At 64.0% G+C, this 16,671-nt stretch carries 8 protein-coding genes; 3 read left to right on the forward strand and 5 right to left on the reverse strand.

Annotated features, from left to right (window positions below):
• Positions 1 to 378 precede the first annotated feature (378 nt).
• Together ACFIMZ_RS28340 and ACFIMZ_RS28345 are read left to right on the forward strand one after the other, a co-directional pair.
• Positions 379 to 2,580 (forward strand): glycoside hydrolase family 3 C-terminal domain-containing protein, encoded by a 2,202-nt coding sequence (locus ACFIMZ_RS28340; protein WP_431822781.1) that lies wholly within the window; start codon positions 379 to 381, stop codon positions 2,578 to 2,580.
• A 116-nt stretch (positions 2,581 to 2,696) separates the two neighbouring features.
• Complete coding sequence (locus tag ACFIMZ_RS28345; RefSeq protein ID WP_431822782.1) at positions 2,697 to 3,677, forward strand: aldo/keto reductase; 981 nt, start codon at positions 2,697 to 2,699, stop codon at positions 3,675 to 3,677.
• A 99-nt stretch (positions 3,678 to 3,776) separates the two neighbouring features.
• Here ACFIMZ_RS28345 and ACFIMZ_RS28350 read toward each other — a convergent pair whose 3' ends face one another.
• The 4 genes from ACFIMZ_RS28350 to ACFIMZ_RS28365 form a co-directional block, all read right to left on the reverse strand.
• Positions 3,777 to 5,222 carry a TolC family protein gene (locus ACFIMZ_RS28350; protein WP_431822783.1) on the reverse strand — a complete coding sequence of 482 codons (1,446 nt, stop codon included), beginning with the start codon at positions 5,220 to 5,222 and terminating at the stop codon, positions 3,777 to 3,779.
• Positions 5,212 to 6,630 carry an HlyD family type I secretion periplasmic adaptor subunit gene (locus tag ACFIMZ_RS28355; RefSeq protein WP_431822784.1) on the reverse strand — a complete coding sequence of 473 codons (1,419 nt, stop codon included), beginning with the start codon at positions 6,628 to 6,630 and terminating at the stop codon, positions 5,212 to 5,214. The genes ACFIMZ_RS28350 and ACFIMZ_RS28355 overlap by 11 nt, the downstream gene beginning before the upstream one ends.
• Positions 6,631 to 6,637: 7 nt before the next feature.
• Positions 6,638 to 8,767, reverse strand: a complete 2,130-nt coding sequence (locus tag ACFIMZ_RS28360; RefSeq protein WP_431822785.1) for a type I secretion system permease/ATPase — start codon at positions 8,765 to 8,767, stop codon at positions 6,638 to 6,640.
• A gap of 77 nt (positions 8,768 to 8,844) precedes the next feature.
• Complete coding sequence (locus tag ACFIMZ_RS28365) at positions 8,845 to 14,853, reverse strand: S8 family serine peptidase (protein WP_431822786.1); 6,009 nt, start codon at positions 14,851 to 14,853, stop codon at positions 8,845 to 8,847.
• A 66-nt stretch (positions 14,854 to 14,919) separates the two neighbouring features.
• Here ACFIMZ_RS28365 and ACFIMZ_RS28370 point away from each other — a divergent pair, with 66 nt between their 5' ends.
• Entirely contained in the window at positions 14,920 to 15,276 is a 357-nt protein-coding gene (locus tag ACFIMZ_RS28370; protein ID WP_431822787.1) for a hypothetical protein, read from the forward strand.
• Positions 15,277 to 15,465: 189 nt separating this feature from the next.
• Here the strand turns inward: ACFIMZ_RS28370 and ACFIMZ_RS28375 are convergent, their stop codons facing one another.
• A complete protein-coding gene (locus tag ACFIMZ_RS28375) occupies positions 15,466 to 15,921 on the reverse strand; it encodes a hypothetical protein (protein WP_431822788.1) in 456 nt (151 codons plus the stop codon).
• Positions 15,922 to 16,671 lie beyond the last annotated feature (750 nt).

Raw genomic sequence — 16,671 nt, forward strand, 5'->3', positions numbered from 1 at the left:
TCGCGTCGCCGCCACGACAGCCGCGTGCCGTTCGCGCCGGTACTCGCCGGTACTTCTTACGCCGCGCGCGATGCCCGGCCGGGAACGTTGACTGCTTCTTCGTTGCTGCACACGGCGGCCGCGCAAAAAATCGGACATATCGGTAGAAACACCGATGCTGTAGTCAAACTACATTCATACCATTGGTCGCTGCAGAGGATCGCTACACCCGATCCCGATCGTGCCTAACCGGCCGTCCCGATCCCCTGCCCGGCCCGGCATGCCGACACGGAAGCCACCCTGCATCGCCGGCCGGAAGCATCCGGTGCGATTCCACCGGACGCGCGCAGCTCGTGACCTCACCCGAACAACCGGCATCACGATCATGGAGACAGCAACATGGGGGCAACATTCTGGTCAGCCGCCGCACTGGCGATGGCTTTCTGCGGCAGCGCCTGCGCCGGCGCGGCCGATTTCGGCAACGCATCCGACAGCGTCGACGCGTTCGCGTCGAGCGCCGCGCACCGGCGCGCGGACGCGCTCGTGCGCAAGATGACGCTCGACGAGAAACTCCGCTTCATTCACTCGCAATACGAGATGTCGAAGGTGCCCGGCGGCGGCGCCGGCTACATCCAGGGCGTGCCGCGCCTCGGCATCCCCGACCTGAACATGGTCGATTCGGCGACGGGCTCGGGCAGCACGTCGCAGGCGAGCACGACGTTCCCGGCGACGCTCGCGGTCGCCGCGAGCTGGGATCGCCGCCTCGCGTACGACTACGGCGCGCAGGTGGCGATCCAGTTGCGCGCGCAAGGATTCGGAATGGGCCTCGGCGGCGGCGCCAATCTCGCGCGCGAGCCGCGCGGCGGCCGGCTGTTCGAGTATCTCGGCGAGGATCCGCTGCTTGCCGGCGAGCTGCTCGCCGAACGCACGCTCGCGACGCAGCGGCACAAGGTCATCGCGACCATCAAGCATTACGCCGGCAACGAGCAGGAACACGGCCGGATGGGCGGCAACAGCCAGATCGACGAGCGCACGCTGCGCGAGCTCTATCTGCTGCCGTTCGAGATCGCCGCGAAACGCGCGCGGCCCGGCAGCGTGATGTGCAGCTATAACCGGCTGAACGGCGACTACGCGTGCGAGAACGCGCATCTGCTGAACGACGTGCTGAAGAACGAATGGGGCTTCCAGGGCCAAGTGCAGTCCGACTGGGGCGCGACGCACAGCACCGCGAAGGCGGTCAACGCGGGGCTCGACGAAGAGGAGGACGTCGGGCCGAGCGTGTTCCTCACGCCCGCGGCGGTCAAGCAGGCGATCGCGGCCGGCTCGGTGTCGACGGCGCGGCTCGACGACATGGTGCGGCGCAAGCTGTTCGTGATGATCCGCACCGGCGTGATGGACGACCCGCCCAAGGGCGGCGGCGCAATCGACTTCGCGGCCGCCGGCCGGTTCGCGCAGGCGGCCGCCGAGCAGTCGATCGTCCTGTTGAAGAACGACGGCAACCAGTTGCCGCTCGCCGCCGCCGCGCTCGCGCGGATCGCGGTGATCGGCGGCCATGCCGATGCGGCCGTGCTGTCGGGCGGCGGCTCCGGCAACACGCGCGACCCGGTCACCGGTTCGTTCGCCGGCTGCGGCGGCCTCGCATTCGGCGCGTCGGCCGGCTGCAGCTGGTGGCGCAACCCGTGGCTGAAGGTCGACGTGCCGATCGTCGCGGCAATTCGCGCGCTCGCGCCCGCCGCGCAGGTCACGTTCGCGGGCAACAGCGACCAGCAGGCGCCGTTCCGTGCGTACACGCAGCAGGAGATCGACCAGGCGGCCGCGCTCGCGGCCCGCTCCGACGTCGCGATCGTCGTGGTCGCGCAGCCGGCCGGCGAGGACTTCGGCGACCTGCAGAGCCTCGGCCTCGCGAATCCGTCGAACCAGGACACGCTCGTCGACGCCGTCGCACGCGCGAATCCGCATACGGTCGTCGTGGTCCAGAGCGGCAATCCGGTGCTGATGCCGTGGAAGGACCGCGTCGCCGCGATCGTCGCGGCGTGGTATCCGGGCGAAGGCGGCGGCAACGCGATCGCGAACGTGCTGTTCGGCAAGGTCAACCCGTCCGGCAGGCTGCCCGTCACGTTCCCCGCGCGCGACCAGGACACGCCGACCTGGAAAGCGGGCGGTGCATTCGACAGCGATCCCGTTTACGCGGAACGGCTGAACATGGGCTATCGCTGGTACGACGCCAACAACATCAAGCCGATGTTCGAGTTCGGCTACGGCCTGTCGTACACGCACTTCTCGTACTCGGGATTGTCCGTGTCGCGGCAGCGCGACGGCTCGCTCGGCGTGTCGTTCACCGTGCGCAATGACGGGCCCGTGGCCGGCGCGGACGTGCCGCAGGTGTACCTCGGGGTGCCGTACAAGGACGAGCCGCCGCGCCGGCTGGCCGGCTGGGAGAAGATCGACCTGAACCCGGGTGAAGCGCGGCGCGTGCGCATTACCGTCCCGCCGCGGATGCAGAGCGTGTGGGACGCATCGCGCAACGGCTGGCGCTACGTGCCGGGCGCGACGGTGTTCGTCGGCGCGTCGTCGCGCGACATCCGGCTGCAAGGGAGCTGAGCGCCCGGCGTATCGACGCCCGGCGCGTTTTCGCGCGCGGTAATACACTTGCGAGGGTTCGCCGCGCGTGCGCGCGCGGCGATCGTCCATCCGGAAAATCGCAAGGAGCATCAGCAATGGAATATGTCAGGCTCGGTTCCACAGGGCTGCAGGTTTCGCGTCTGTGTCTCGGCTGCATGACTTACGGCGTGCCCGAACGGGGCACGCATCCGTGGACGCTCGACGAAGCCGCGAGCCGTCCGCTCATCCGCGAGGCGCTCGACGCCGGCATCAACTTCTTCGACACCGCGAACATGTATTCGGACGGCACGTCCGAAGAGATCGTCGGCCGCGCGCTGCGCGACTTCGCGAAGCGCGACGACGTCGTGATCGCGACCAAGGTGTTCCACCGCATGCGTCCCGGCCCGAACGGCGCGGGCCTGTCGCGCAAGGCCATCCTCACCGAGATCGACCATAGCCTCAAGCGTCTCGGCACCGATTACGTCGACCTGTACCAGATCCATCGCTGGGACTATCACACGCCGATCGAGGAGACGCTCGAAGCGCTGCACGACGTCGTGAAGGCCGGCAAGGCGCGCTATATCGGCGCGTCGTCGATGCACGCGTGGCAGTTCAGCAAGGCGCTCTACACGTCGAAGCTGAACGGCTGGACGCAGTTCGTCAGCATGCAGGATCACCTTAACCTGCTGTATCGCGAGGAAGAGCGCGAGATGCTGCCGCTGTGCGCCGACCAGGGCATCGCGGTGCTGCCGTGGAGCCCGCTCGCGCGCGGCCGGCTCACGCGCGACTGGGATGCGTCGAGCGAGCGGCTGCAGAGCGACGCCTACGGCCAGACGCTTTACGAAGCGTATGCCGGCAACGATCGCGCGATCGTCGAAGCCGTCGCGGCGATCGCGCGTGCGCGCAACGTGCCGCGCGCGCAGGTGGCGCTCGCATGGCTGCTGCAGAAGTCCGGGGTGACCGCGCCGATCATCGGGGCGTCGAAGGCCCGGCATCTCGATGATGCGGTCGCGGCGCTGTCGCTCGAACTGAGCGAGGAGGAAATCGCCGCGCTCGAAGGGCCGTACGTGCCGCACGCGGTCGCGGGGCACGAGTAAGCGGCACACGCGCGCGCCAGCGGTGGCGCGCGCGAAGCGCCGGGGCAAAAGCGCCGGGATGTCCGACATGTCGGATCATGTCGAACCTCTCGGCGTATCTCATGATGCCCCCAGGCTCCACATCCCCAATCGCCCTAGTTTCGACGCAAGCTGCAAACGTGCCGATCGCCAATCCGTGAGTGCCTGAATGCGTTGCTTCTTCGCATTCGCGAGCGCGGATTGCGCGTTGAGCAGTTCGAGAATGCTCCCTACTCCGATCTGGTACCTGCGCTGTGCCGCCTCAAACGAACCCTGGGCCAGGGTAAGCAGATTCGCGCTGTTGTCCAGGTTCTTCGTCGCACTCTGCAGTGACTGGTAGCTGTTCCAGACGTCCAGCCCGACCTGCTGCCGGACTTCGTCGAGCGTGTCGATCTGCAATTCCGTCTGCGCATCGGCCTGCCGCACCTGATAGGTTCGGGCGAATCCCTCGAAGATCGGAATCGTCACCTGGAATCCGAGATACCACTCGCGATGCATGGCGGGAAATACCGGAAACCCCAACTGCAAGCTCGTCGGCTGATTGTTGTAGTTGTATTGCGCAACCAGGTTCAGGCGCGGCATGCCCTCCGCACGGGTCTGCGCGGCCTTGGCTCGCGCCGCGGCGACCTGCGCCTGGGCCGCCACGACCCCCGGGTAATGCTGGCGTGCGTCATCGATCAGTGCGGCAACCGAATCGCCGAACTCCCGATCCGGCTTGACCCCGTCGCCCACGTCCGGCAGCGCGATTCGCGTCGTCGGATCCTGGTTCATGTCAGACGCGAGCGTACCCACCGCGCTCGCCCAATCGCTTTCGGCTTTCGTACGGTTGACGACGGCTTCCGCATGAGCGGTTTGGGCCTGCAGCTGATCGCTGATTGCCGCGACACCCCGATCAACGCGGGCCGTCGCGGCGTCTGCGCTGGCTTTCGCGTGACGCTCGACCTCCCGGGCGGCGGCCAACGCACCCTGCGCGGCCTGAGCCGCATAGAAGTCCTTGGCGACGGTCGCGAATACCGTCTGCAGCGTCGCGAGCTGATTCGCCTGCGCGGCCGCCAGGAGCGCTGTCGCATTGCGCAACGCGGCGGATCGGCCACCGAAATCGTATAGAACCCAGCTGAGCGACACGCTGGCGTTCTGGAGGTTGGTCCGGTAGTTCGAATCGTATTGCGGGTAACCCGTGACGTGATTGTTCGCCACGTCGCGCGTGCCTTGCCAGTTCCCGTTGATCGTCGGCAGGAAGGCCGCGCGTCCGATCCCGACCGCGGCCGCCTGGATCTTGACGGTCGCCCAGGCCTGGCGTGTTTTGGGATGGTTGCACAGCGCGCGTTCGACGGCATCCTGCAACCGCAGCGGAGCCGGCAAGTCGCCGAACGCGCAGGCCTGTTCGCCCGCTCCGAGCAGGTTGACGGCCGGCGTCGCCGGTACGGCACGCCCCGTCAACAGCGGATCGAATGCCCAGCCCGGCGTTGCGGCCAATATGCCGGCCAGTGCCGCTACGGTAGTTCCGATGAGGTGCTTAGCGTTCACGCAGGCTCTCCTGGCCGGTCTGGATCACCGGATCGAGGAAGTAATGCGCGACGCTGCGCCTGCCCGTCTTGATCTCCGCCGTGACGGCCATCCCTGGCGTCAGACTGATCCACGTATCATTGGCTCGAATACGATTCGAGGTCAGCCGGATCCGCACCGGAAAAGTCAGGCCGCGCCTGCGATCCTGAACCGCATCGTTCGAAACGGTTTCCACGGTGCCTTGCAGGAAGCCGTAACGCGTGTAAGGGAACGCCTCGACCTTGACGATAGCCTGCTGCCCGGTCTTCACGAAACCAATGTCCTTGTTCTCGATATTCGCTTCGACCTCGAGCGTATCGTCGGGAACGATTTCCATCACGGGAGATGCCGCCGTCGCCACCCCGCCGAGCGTATGGATCTTCAATTGCTGGACCGTGCCGGCGACGGGTGCGGTCAGGCTGAGCAACTTTTGCCGCGTATCCGCCTTCGTCTCGTCATTGCGACTTTGTGCCAGTTGCTGGGTTGCCTTGTCCAGCGCGTCGAGCTGCTGACGCCGAAACTGGGACGCAAGGCCCGAAATCTCGGCACGCTGCTGGGCGATGGCTGCGACCAGTTCCTGCGCGTGGCTACGTTGCGCAGCCAGTTCGTGCTCCTGGCCCAGCGCGGTTTGCTCCTTGTCGAGGTAATCGGTACGTGCGACGTACTTGTCGGCCACCAGCGCCTGATAGTCGTTCGCCTGCCGTCGCGCGAGCGGCGCGGTCGCGGACAGTTTCGCGATCTGTTGCCGCGTCGTGCCGAGTTCGGCTTCACGCTTCATCAGTTCCGCCTGTCCGCTATTCAATCGATCGCGATATTCGCTATAGATGCCTTCGGAAAAATGTTGCGCATCGGCCTGCTGGTCGCCGCTCGCGCCCTCCACCATGCCGACCGTCGGCGCCTTGCCCCGGGATTGGGCGAGCAAAAGCGCACGGCTGCGCTCGGCCATCAGCGCGGCATCGACGCGACTCAGGCGGGCCTTGTCCGCGTCGGCGGCTGCCTGGGTCGTATCGAGCTCCATCAATAGTTCGCCCGGCTGGACTCGCTGCCCGTCACGGACCAGAATGCGCCGCACCACGCCCGTCAATGCAGGCTGGATCGTTTTGACCTGCTGCTTCGGAATCAGCTTTCCCGGGGCCACGGCGACGATATCCAGCTTGCCGATCAGCGCGATCAGGACGACCAGCGCGCCCAGCGTGACGATGATGCGCATCGTCCACATCGGCAGCGGATGAACGGGGGTTTCAACCAGTTCGAGATGGGCAGGCAGGAATGCCCGCTCATGCGCAAGCCGTGGCTGCGCGTCGAGTTCGCCGCGCACGCGCCAGGCCGCACCCAACACCGTCGCATAGCGCGTCAGCAGCGCGCCGAGCGCTTGTAATTTCTGCATCATGTCGGGATCAGGCGTTTTGAAGTGAAACGAGATGCGCGTAATAGCCGCGCTGTTCGAGCAGGGAATCGTGCGTTCCCTTTTCGACGATGCGCCCCTTGTCCATTGCAATGATGTGATTCGCATGCCGGACCGAGGTCAGGCGATGAGCAATGATGATGACGGTCCGTCCCGCGCACATTGCCTTCATGTTGTTCTGGATGATGCGCTCCGTCTCGAAGTCGAGCGCGCTGGTTGCCTCGTCGAAAATCAGGATGCGCGGATTGGTCACCAGCGCTCGCGCGATCGCGATCCGCTGGCGCTGACCGCCCGATAGATTCGAGCCGTGCTCGCCCACGATCGTGTCGTAGCCCTCGGGCAGCTCGGAGATGAAGTCGTGTGCGCCTGCAAGCTGCGCCGCGCGAATCACCACGTCGAGCGACGTGGCGGGATCGGTAACAGCGATATTTTCACGAATCGACCGGTTGAACAGCAGATTCTCCTGCAGCACGACGCCGATCTGTCGCCGCAGCCATGCGGGATCGGCGAGCGTCAGATCAATGCCGTCGAGACGGACGCGCCCCTGCTCGGGCAAATACAGGCGCTGCAGCAGCTTCGTGAGCGTGCTCTTCCCGGATCCCGAGCGGCCGACGATGCCGACGACCTCGCCGGCGGCAATGTCGAGCGACACGTCGTCAAGAATCGTCGGGCCATCCGGCCGGTAACGAAAGCGGATGTTCTGGAAGCTGATGTTGCCGCGTACGGCGGGCAGCGTCTGCCGACTCGACGACAGCTCGGTGCGCGTATTGAGAATGTCGCCAAGCCGGCTCATCGAAATCCCGACTTGCTGGAAATCCTGCCAGAGTTGCGCGAGGCGCAGGACCGGGGCAGCGACATGCTGCGACATCATGTTGAATGCGACGAGCTGGCCGACCGAGAGCTTGCCTTCTATGACGAACCGCGCGCCAAGATAGAGCGTCGCGAGCGACACCATCTTTCCGACCAGCTGGATCAGCTGCTGCCCGACGTTGCCGAGCGCCGATACGCGGAAGCCCGCCGCCACATATCCGGCAAGTTGATTGTCCCAGCGACGGGTGAACTGCGGCTCGACCGCCATCGATTTGACGGTCTCGGCGCCGGTCACGGTTTCCACGAGGAAGGACTGGTTGTCGGCCGTGCGCGCGAACTTTTCGTCGAGGCGCTTGCGCAAGGCCGGCGTGATCGCCATCGAGATCGCCACATAGACCGGAATCGAGATCACGACCACCAGCGTCAGCCAGACGCTGTAGACGCACATCACCGCAAGAAAGATGATCGAGAAGAACAGATCGATCACGGCCGTCACGGCCTGGCCGGTCAGGAAGCTGCGGATATTTTCGAGCTCTCGAACCCGGGCAACGGTGTCGCCGACGCGACGAACACCGAAGTACGCCAAAGGCAGCGCCAATAAATGCCGAAACAGCTTGGCGCCCAGTTCGACATCGATGCGGCTCGCGGTATGGGCAAAAACATAGTTTCGCACTCCGGACAGCACGATCTCGAATATCCCGCTGACGAGCAGCGCGACGCAGACGACATTAAGGGTGTCGAATGCGCGATTGACCAGAACCTTGTCCATCACCACCTGGAACATCAGCGGCGAGACGAGTCCGAACACCTGAAGGATTGCAGAAACGAGCAGCACTTCGACGAGGATCCGCCGGTATTTGACAACCGCCGGAATGAACCACGAAAAGTCGAAATGCGCGAGCTCACCTGCGAGCGCCGCCCGCGAGGTAAGCAGAAGAAGCTGTCCGCCCGTGCGCTCCATGACTTCCGCGGGCGACACGATGGTCGTGCCGCTTGCCCCTGCCTCCAGAACGAGCGCCTTTTCGCCATCACAGCCGGCGAGTATGAAATGTCGGCCATCGCGGTCCAGCATGAGTGCCGGCATCGGGGTCCGGGCCAGGCGCTCCAATGAAACGCGAACACGACGCGTTTTGAGTCCGATCGAGCGAGCCGACAATTCCAGATCTCGCGCTTCCATCTGCCCGGAACGAACGGCTGCCGCATGTCGAAGCTGGTCGGCATTTGCCGCGATTCCGTGAACCTGTGCGATGAGAACCAGCGCGATCAAGCCGGGATCGTCCGTTTGCCTGTCTTCAGGCTGAGACACGTCCATCTGAAACACCCAGTCAAATCATGAAAAAAACCGCCCGCGAGCGTGGTCGCGGGCGGTACGTGCCACCGAGGCTTCGATCAATGCCAGTTGGCGGCCAACACGGGCTGCAGCGCGTTTTTCTGCTCCGGCGCCAGGTTCGTCGCCCCGGCGGCCGGAGGCGCGAATGCCGCCATGGCCTGGACGAGTTTTTCCACGCTGAAGCTCGAGAGCGTCTTGCCGTCTCCGGACACGATGTTGCTCGCCTGATGCGGCGTGCTCGCATACCAGTCCTTGAGCGTCACCGTCTCGGCGCTGCCAATCACGGCAATATCGAGATCCTGGCCGACATGCCGGAACCACAAGTGATCAGCAGCAACATCCGGGCTGAAACGCAATTTCCCCATGCTGCCGGCGAAGTCCAGATCGTAGTTCCCGTGGCCGACATTGACGGTCGAGATCGCCCCGCCGATGGTCGCGACGTCATGCCCGTCTCCCAGGTTGAGCGTGGCAATCGCGCCGGTACTCGTCACCTGATTGCTTCCCTTTCCCAGCGTGAGCGTTCCGAATGCGCCCGACACGGTGTTGTTCCCGTCCCCCAGCGAAATGTTCGCGCCGTTATCGGAACTGGTAACGGTGTTGGCGCCATTGCCTCCGACCACCGTAGCGCCCGTGCCCACCAGCCTGAGGGTGTTATTGCCGTCGCCCACGGTCAAGGTGTCGCTGGGTCCCGCGACCGTCACGCTGTTCGTGCCATTGCCCTTGAGCGTCGCAGACGTGCTGAAGCCGCTTTGCAACAGGACATGATTCCCGCCGGCCGCCGTGACGGCCGAGAACGCATTGCCTTCCTGGATCGCAACCTGCGTATCCGGCACGTCGATTTTCGCGAACGTCGCGACGTCGAGGACGTTGGGCTGAACCTGCAATTCCAGGATCGATTTTGCGCTGACGCCATGCTGATTGGTCGCCGTCACGCTGATGCCGACGACACCAGCGGCAGCGGCGCCGGGCATGCCGGTCAATTTGTTTTGCGCGGCGTCGTACGTCAACCACGCCGGCAACGGGCTCCCGTCCGCAAGCGTCGCGGTATAAGTCAACGTGTCACCTTGCGGCACGGAAAACAGCGACGACAAGGCATCGCTACTCCACGGGCGTACCGCATCGATCATGCGATACGACGGCGCGTGGCCATTGAGCGATGCCGCTCCGGACCCGGGAATCGTGATGACCGGCGGCGTCACCGGCGTGATCGGCGGAATCGTGATGACCGGCGGCGTCACCGGCGTGATCGGCGGAATCGTGATGACCGGCGGCGTCACCGGCGTGATCGGCGGAATCGTGATGACCGGCGGCGTCACTGGCGTGATCGGCGGAATCGTGATGACCGGCGGCGTCACTGGCGTGATCGGCGGAATCGTGATGACCGGTGGCGTCACCGGATTAACGGGCGGAACCGTGACGGGGGGCTCCACGACCGGGGGGATGGTCGGAGATGTACCCGTCGGCGGCGTCGTCACCACGCCGGCCGCAGGCGGCGTCTCCTTGGCAAAAATGAAATCGGACTCCGTGACTTGCGCCGGATCAAGGGCGTCGAGATACACCAACTCCACTGCCTTGCCGGCAGCGTTCAACGACTTGCCGCCGACGCTCACGCCGTGAATCTGCGAGAGCCCGTTGATCGTCGCCCGGTTCTGCTGGGTGATGACCAGATCGTTGAAGTTCGTGATGCCGGTCTGGCTCAGGTCGATCTTGTCGATGCCATGCTTGAACCCGCGCAACGCGTTTTGATAGCTCGCCACGCCATCCTGCTTCGCGATGACGAACGTATCCGAGGTAGCCGCATCATGGCTGTAGATCGTGCCGGCCAGCGACGCGACCAGCCTGCCGTCCGCATCGCTCGTATAGCTGACGCCCTTCGCGCCGCCGCTCAGGACAACGGTACCGCCTGCGCTCGGCAACTGCCCGCCGCGCGCCGCGCTGTCGAAGTAATTCGCAGGCGCAATAAAGCTGTCCTGGAACAGGAAGCGATCGGCGCTCAGCGTGGCGACCTGCTGCCCCTTGACGACAATCCGTTGCCCGTTGCCGAGATCGACTTGCACGTCCGCGCCCTGCTGGGTCAGGACGAGATCGCCGAACTTCTTGCCGGCGAAACCGACAAGATCGATCATCTCTCCGCGCGCGGCGTCGAAATGCTCGATCGTATCGAGACCATTCGCGCGGCGATGCACGACGAAGAAATCCTTGCCCGCGCCGCCGACCAGCACGTTCGTGCCGCGCCCGCCGTCGAGCAGCGCGTCGCCGCTGCCGGCCACGAGCCGGTCATTGCCGTCGCCCGTCACGATGTTCTGGATCGCGTCGGGTTGGCGGATCGTCAGCGCCGCGCCACCGATGCTCGCCGTCCCGGTCGTCAGATCGACCGCCGTATCGCCCGACACGGCGGCCGCATTGAGCGTATTCCGTCCGCCTCGCACGCCGTTGACGCTGTCGTCGAGGATCGCGCGGCTCGGGTTCGCCGCCACCTGATTCCGGTACTCGTCGGTATAGAAATACGTGTCGTCGGCGGTGGACTGGTTGCCGTACAGGCGCAGCGACCACTGATTCAGCTTCACCGGCAGGCCGTTCGCCGCGTCAGTGACCTCGAGCGTCCAGTTGCCGCCCGAGCGCTCGCCCCAGTCGTGCGTCGACATGAACGTGTATTTGAATGCGCCCGACCGCGTGCTGCCCGCGTCGGCATCGCCTGCGCCAGGCGCCTTGCCTGCACGGTCGAGCAGGATGCTCTCGGTGCCGTCCGGCGAGATCAGCTTCACGACCAGGTCGCCGAGCCGGCCGATATCGGCGTCGAAATCGATCTCGGCGTGCTGAACCGCGAGACCGGACTGCATCGCGAGCGTCGAGCGGTACGTCGCGCCCGCTGCAACGGTCTGACCGAGCATGCCGCTCTTGCCCGTGTAGACACGCTCGTTCGCGCCCGTGCTCTGCTTCGCCCACGATTCGGCCAGGCGAACCGCCGCTCGCGCGTCGACCTCGCCGAAGCCATAGTCGTGGCTTGCATGCATGCCGCCGCCATTCCAGTTGTGCGCGCCGTTATCGCGCCATTGCGTTGCCTTGTCCTCCACTTTCCTCGAGGACAACGCGAGGATTTCCTGGACGTCGCGATAACCGAGGTTCGGATTGGCCTGCAGCATCAGCGCGACGATCCCCGACACGATCGGCGTCGCAAAGCTCGTGCCCTGCATGTCGCTGTACTGACTGCCGAACGTCGAGCCGCGATCGGTTTCCAGGATGTGGCTGGTCGATACGACATTGCTGCCCGGCGCGGACACGAGCAGGCTCGCGCCCGGATTCGAGAACGGCGCGGAACCGAGTTGCAGCGTCGACAGGTCGCTCTGCGCGTTGATCGCGCCGACCTCGATCGTGAAGCGGTTATTGCCCGTCAGCGAGCCCTGCGCGCTGCCACCCTTCTCGCGCGCGTTCCCGCCTGCGGCGACGATCACCGTGCCGAGCCCGCCGCGGCCGCTGTCCGCCGCATACTGAGCATTCGCAAGCAACGCGCTTTCCGTGTTGATCTGGCCATTCTGCAGGTTGCTCAGCGCGAAATCGTTCGTGAATCCCCAGCTGTTGTTCGCGATGTCGTAGCTGACCATATTGCCGAGGCCGGTCAGGTCCGCACCGCTGTTCGCCAGGTAGTGGCCGCCCACCGTCGCGTCGTAGGCGACGCCCACGCCGCCCTGCCCGTTTTTCGCGGCAACCATCACGCCGGCGACCATCGTCGCATGGTTCGACACCGCCTGCGGCAACGTCCCCTTGCCCTGCTGCGTCGCGAGCCACGCCGGATCGATGTTGGGCGCCAGGTCCGGATGATGGATGTCGAGAATCTCGGGCCCGGTGGCAAACTCGCCACCCGGCTCGAACTGGCCGATGCGCACGCCCTTGCCCGTGTAGTCCTGCCATACCGGAATGACGTTGGCATCGCTCAGATACCACTCTTGCGCCGTAAGCGGATCGGTCGGCACATCAGGCGTGGACAGCGTGACGGTCGCGCGCATGGGTGCGGTTTGACCGCTGTTCAGGTCGACCACCGTCGCCGCGGGATTGCCCGCCGCATCGGTCACGCCGTACTTGAAGCTCATCACGCCGGTGTAGGTGGAGTCAGGGGTGAACAGCACGTCGCCCGCCTGGGTCAGCGCGACCGTGCCACCGACCGCGTCGCCGACCGACGCGATCTTCAATGCGCCCTGGCTGTTCAGTCGCTGGTCGTTCGCCAGCAACTGCGATGCGGCAATCAGATGCGCTCGCGTGTGGTCGAATGCCTGTCCTGCCTGGTCGACACGCAACGCGTCGGCCACCGGCATCGGATTCGGCAACGTGAGGTCGACGGCCGAGATGTCCGAAAAATTCAGCTTCTGTACGTTCTTCAACGTGAGCGACCCGTCGCGCCCCGACTGATGGTCGGAGATCGTGTAGCCCGTTTCCGTGCGGGTGATCGTATAGTCGCCGTGATTGCCATGCAGCGTGACGACGTTGGTCCCGCCGCCGCCATCGATGATCGCATCGCCATGACCCGCCTCGATTACGTCATCGCTCGCGCCACCGAAAATATGGTCGGCCCCGCCGCCGGCGTGGATGATGCTGCCTTGTTCGGACGCATAGATCGTGTCGCCGTTCGGCCCGGCGTAAACCACTGCCTTGCCGCTGCCGCCGATGATCGTGTTGTGGCCCGAGCCGCCGACCAGCACGTCGTTCCCGCCACCGCCGATGATCGTGGTATTGCCCTGGCCGCCCTTGATGAACGCGCTGCTGTTGCCGCCGCTGATGATCACGTCGTCGCCGCGGCCGCCTTCGGCGATCGTCAGGCCGGCCCTGGCCATATTCAGCGTCACGCCCTGATCGCCGACGATAATGGCGGTATCGCGGCCGCCATTGCCGTGAATGTTGTTCGCGTCGTCGCGCGCGCTGATCACGAATACGTCGTCGCCCGCGCCACCCTGGTAGGTATTGCTGCCGCCACCGCCGACCAGCCAACTCCCGGTCGGCGCTGCAATCAGCGTCGTATCGCCCTTGCCGGCATAAACGTTGTCGACGCCCAGTTTGGCGGCGTCGAGCGTCTCGCCTGTCGTGCTGGCGCTCGTGAACGCGGTGCGGGCAATCCCGCCGGTCGACGACGACACCCTGGTACCGCCATCGACTTGCGTGAACGTATTGCCGACCGGGTCGGCCAGGAAATTGACTGCCATCAGCTGGCGCGTCTGGCCATTCATCGTGAATGTCCCGCGGCCGAGCACCTCGTTGCCGTTCTGCGTTTCACCGGACGTGGAAGTCGGCTTGACCTGGATCTGCGTGATGCCCAGTTCGTCGAGGGTCTTCAGCTCGCCCGATCCGGATTTGCCGTCATGGTTCGCGTCCACCCACACGCGCAGCGTGGCCCAGATCGGGTCGTTCCGGTCGATGACGCCATCGTGGTTGGCGTCTACGCTTTCGAGCGCGCCGAAGCTGTCCTTGAAACGGGTCTGGCCGGGACCGCCGTTCGCGCCTGCCTTGCCGCCAAAATACTCGGAGAGCATCTGGCTCGCATCCGTGATCCGGCCGCTGCCGTTGTCGACCACCAGCATGCCCGTCGACGCATCGGCCCACCCGGTGCGCTTCACCGTGCCGCTATGGTCGACGTCGAACAGCACGCCGTCCTCGATGCCGGTCGTTTTCGCGCCGTTGCCGGTCAGGTCAAGCAGGATCGGATCGATGTAGGTGTTGAAGGTGGTCATCGCCGACAGGCCGTTGAGCACCGCCGCGTTCAGGCCGGCGGCATTCGGGTTCAGCGTCGAGATCGGATCGACATAGAACTGCCCCAGGTAAGCGCCCGGCTTGGCGTTCAGGTCGAGCTGGAATTCTCCGGGACGCACGCCGCCCGACGCGAGGCTGCCCATCTGTGCGGACGTAAAGTCGGTCCCGTTCAACGTGTCGTCGGAGAACGAAACGTTGCTGGTCGCGCTGTTCTGCACGAATCCGTTGCGAACGTCCTGCGCGGCCTTGCCTTCCGCCTGCGAGCCGGAACGTGCCTTTGGCTTGGTATTGATCTCGATGTTGATGAGGTTCTGCTTCGGTGCGGGAGGCACGGGAACGGTTGCGCCTGGCCGACCGAATATCGCTCCGTTCCCCGCGGAGATTCCACTGTCGATCGAATGTACGTTGTTGGGGTTATTCCAGAAATCTCCGGACGTATCGATGTTCTTTCCGCCGGGTCTCAAGCTGTTGTACAGGTTGTACAAGCCGCCACCGGCCTTGATTTCAGCGCCGGAGATGCCGAGAACGTTGCCAACCAGTCCGAAGTTGAACGACGCGGCGTTGGTAAACGCGGGGACGAATCCAGCCGCGCCATGATTCGCGCCGTTATAGTATCTCTGCAGATCCCCGGTGCCTCCCTGCCTGAAAGTTTCATACAGGGTTGCATAGAGCCTGGCGCGCGCATCGATCTCGGGCGCTTCAACATTCAGACCGGAATACGAGGCATCCCGGATCTCGGAGATTTTTTTAATTAATACCTTCGGATCGTAATCGGCCGGGACGACAAAGGGCTTTCCAGTCAGGCTGTCGATTATATATTTTCCGTTTGCGTCGGTCAGATACTTCGCATCGACATCCACTCCGGACTTGCTTTTCACCTTGAAGCGATCCGGCCCATACTTTCCAGCGTCGTTAATTCCAGAACCCACCAAACACCTCTCAGATTATTGTATTTCAAAAGAAACCGAGACACCAAAATCCGTCCTGTTCTTGTATCGCAGATCAGCGTAGCCGCTTCCACCATGCGCCTTGACGATGACCCGCTCCCCCTCCCATTCGGCGGTCAATGCTCCATTACCCAGACAGGGCGCCGAATACACCAGATCCCGCTGTCCGGCCCTTCCTGCTACCCCCAGCTCTTTAACCAGAACATAATCATGACAGTAGGGAGAGATCCCCCCGCCTCCCGACGAGAATCCGATGTCGATCGCGTACTTCCCATCGCGCGACGGAATCTCCTTCAGCGGGAAATAACCTGAATCCTTGTCGCCTGCGCGCCCAACCAGGAACTGAACCACATGAAATGCGATTGCGCACGCCCCCCAGATCATCAGCAGCGCCTTTAGCCATTTCCAACCAACCCCTATCCACTTTGACGCTCTCGAAACTTTTGCGCTCATGCCCCCTCCCAATCGCACCAACCGCCTTGATTTATAAAATCTCCCGCAATGTAATTTGCGCGAAAACAATCACGGCACATCGCGACATCGATCATCGCATCGATTTTTATTCATCGCGGCGCACAAACGCACGACCGCATCTGCGCATCGAATATTGCGGATAACTTATTGATCAATACCAAAAGGATTTCGAGGTGATTATCGGAGCTTTCAAGCCAGTGATTTCGCAGGAAATGGAAGTCGCGAGGCAACGCCCCAGCCGATCAATATACTGGCAGCAAACGCCCGTGCCGGACCAAGCCGCATATTGCGCAACGACGGGCCGTCGCAGCACACGCAGCCATGCAGGTGAACTCCCCACCGGCACATTCCGGCGGATCGGGAAACTGTCGCTACACCTGGAAAATGCGCGAGAACGTATTTCGCCCTGGATCGGGGCAGCGCAAATACATTCGCTAGTGAATTGAGCGTGGACGTCGTACCCGGTTGTTGCTGTTGGCGACGTTGAATATCCGCCCCGGGCCACCTCTTCGGGAAGCGGCGCGACAGAGCGTTTTGAGCTCCAGCAAGGCCCGACAGCCCCCACATCGGCACCGTCGCAGTCTCTCGCTTCATTACTTGGCCTTAACTTTATGGTCTATTCGAAATATTACCAAATATTAACACACACCTTCCATCAGGCAACAATCGAATGCGACTTGATACTCTATTCGCAAGCTTGATCCCGGCACAACTGTCAGGTTGATTGAT

The sequence above is a fragment of the Burkholderia sp. F1 genome (assembly GCF_050813845.1).
GTDB classification, from domain to species: Bacteria; Pseudomonadota; Gammaproteobacteria; order Burkholderiales; family Burkholderiaceae; genus Burkholderia; species Burkholderia ubonensis.

Excerpts from the sequence above, each read along its gene's own strand:
- ACFIMZ_RS28355 (WP_431822784.1), bottom strand. The coding sequence starts at position 6,630 with ATGATGCAGAAATTACAAGCGCTCGGCGCGCTGCTGACGCGCTATGCG.
- ACFIMZ_RS28345 (WP_431822782.1), top strand. The coding sequence starts at position 2,697 with ATGGAATATGTCAGGCTCGGTTCCACAGGGCTGCAGGTTTCGCGTCTG.
- ACFIMZ_RS28340 (WP_431822781.1), top strand. The coding sequence starts at position 379 with ATGGGGGCAACATTCTGGTCAGCCGCCGCACTGGCGATGGCTTTCTGC.
- ACFIMZ_RS28370 (WP_431822787.1), top strand. The coding sequence starts at position 14,920 with ATGTACGTTGTTGGGGTTATTCCAGAAATCTCCGGACGTATCGATGTT.
- ACFIMZ_RS28375 (WP_431822788.1), bottom strand. The coding sequence starts at position 15,921 with ATGAGCGCAAAAGTTTCGAGAGCGTCAAAGTGGATAGGGGTTGGTTGG.
- ACFIMZ_RS28360 (WP_431822785.1), bottom strand. The coding sequence starts at position 8,767 with ATGGACGTGTCTCAGCCTGAAGACAGGCAAACGGACGATCCCGGCTTG.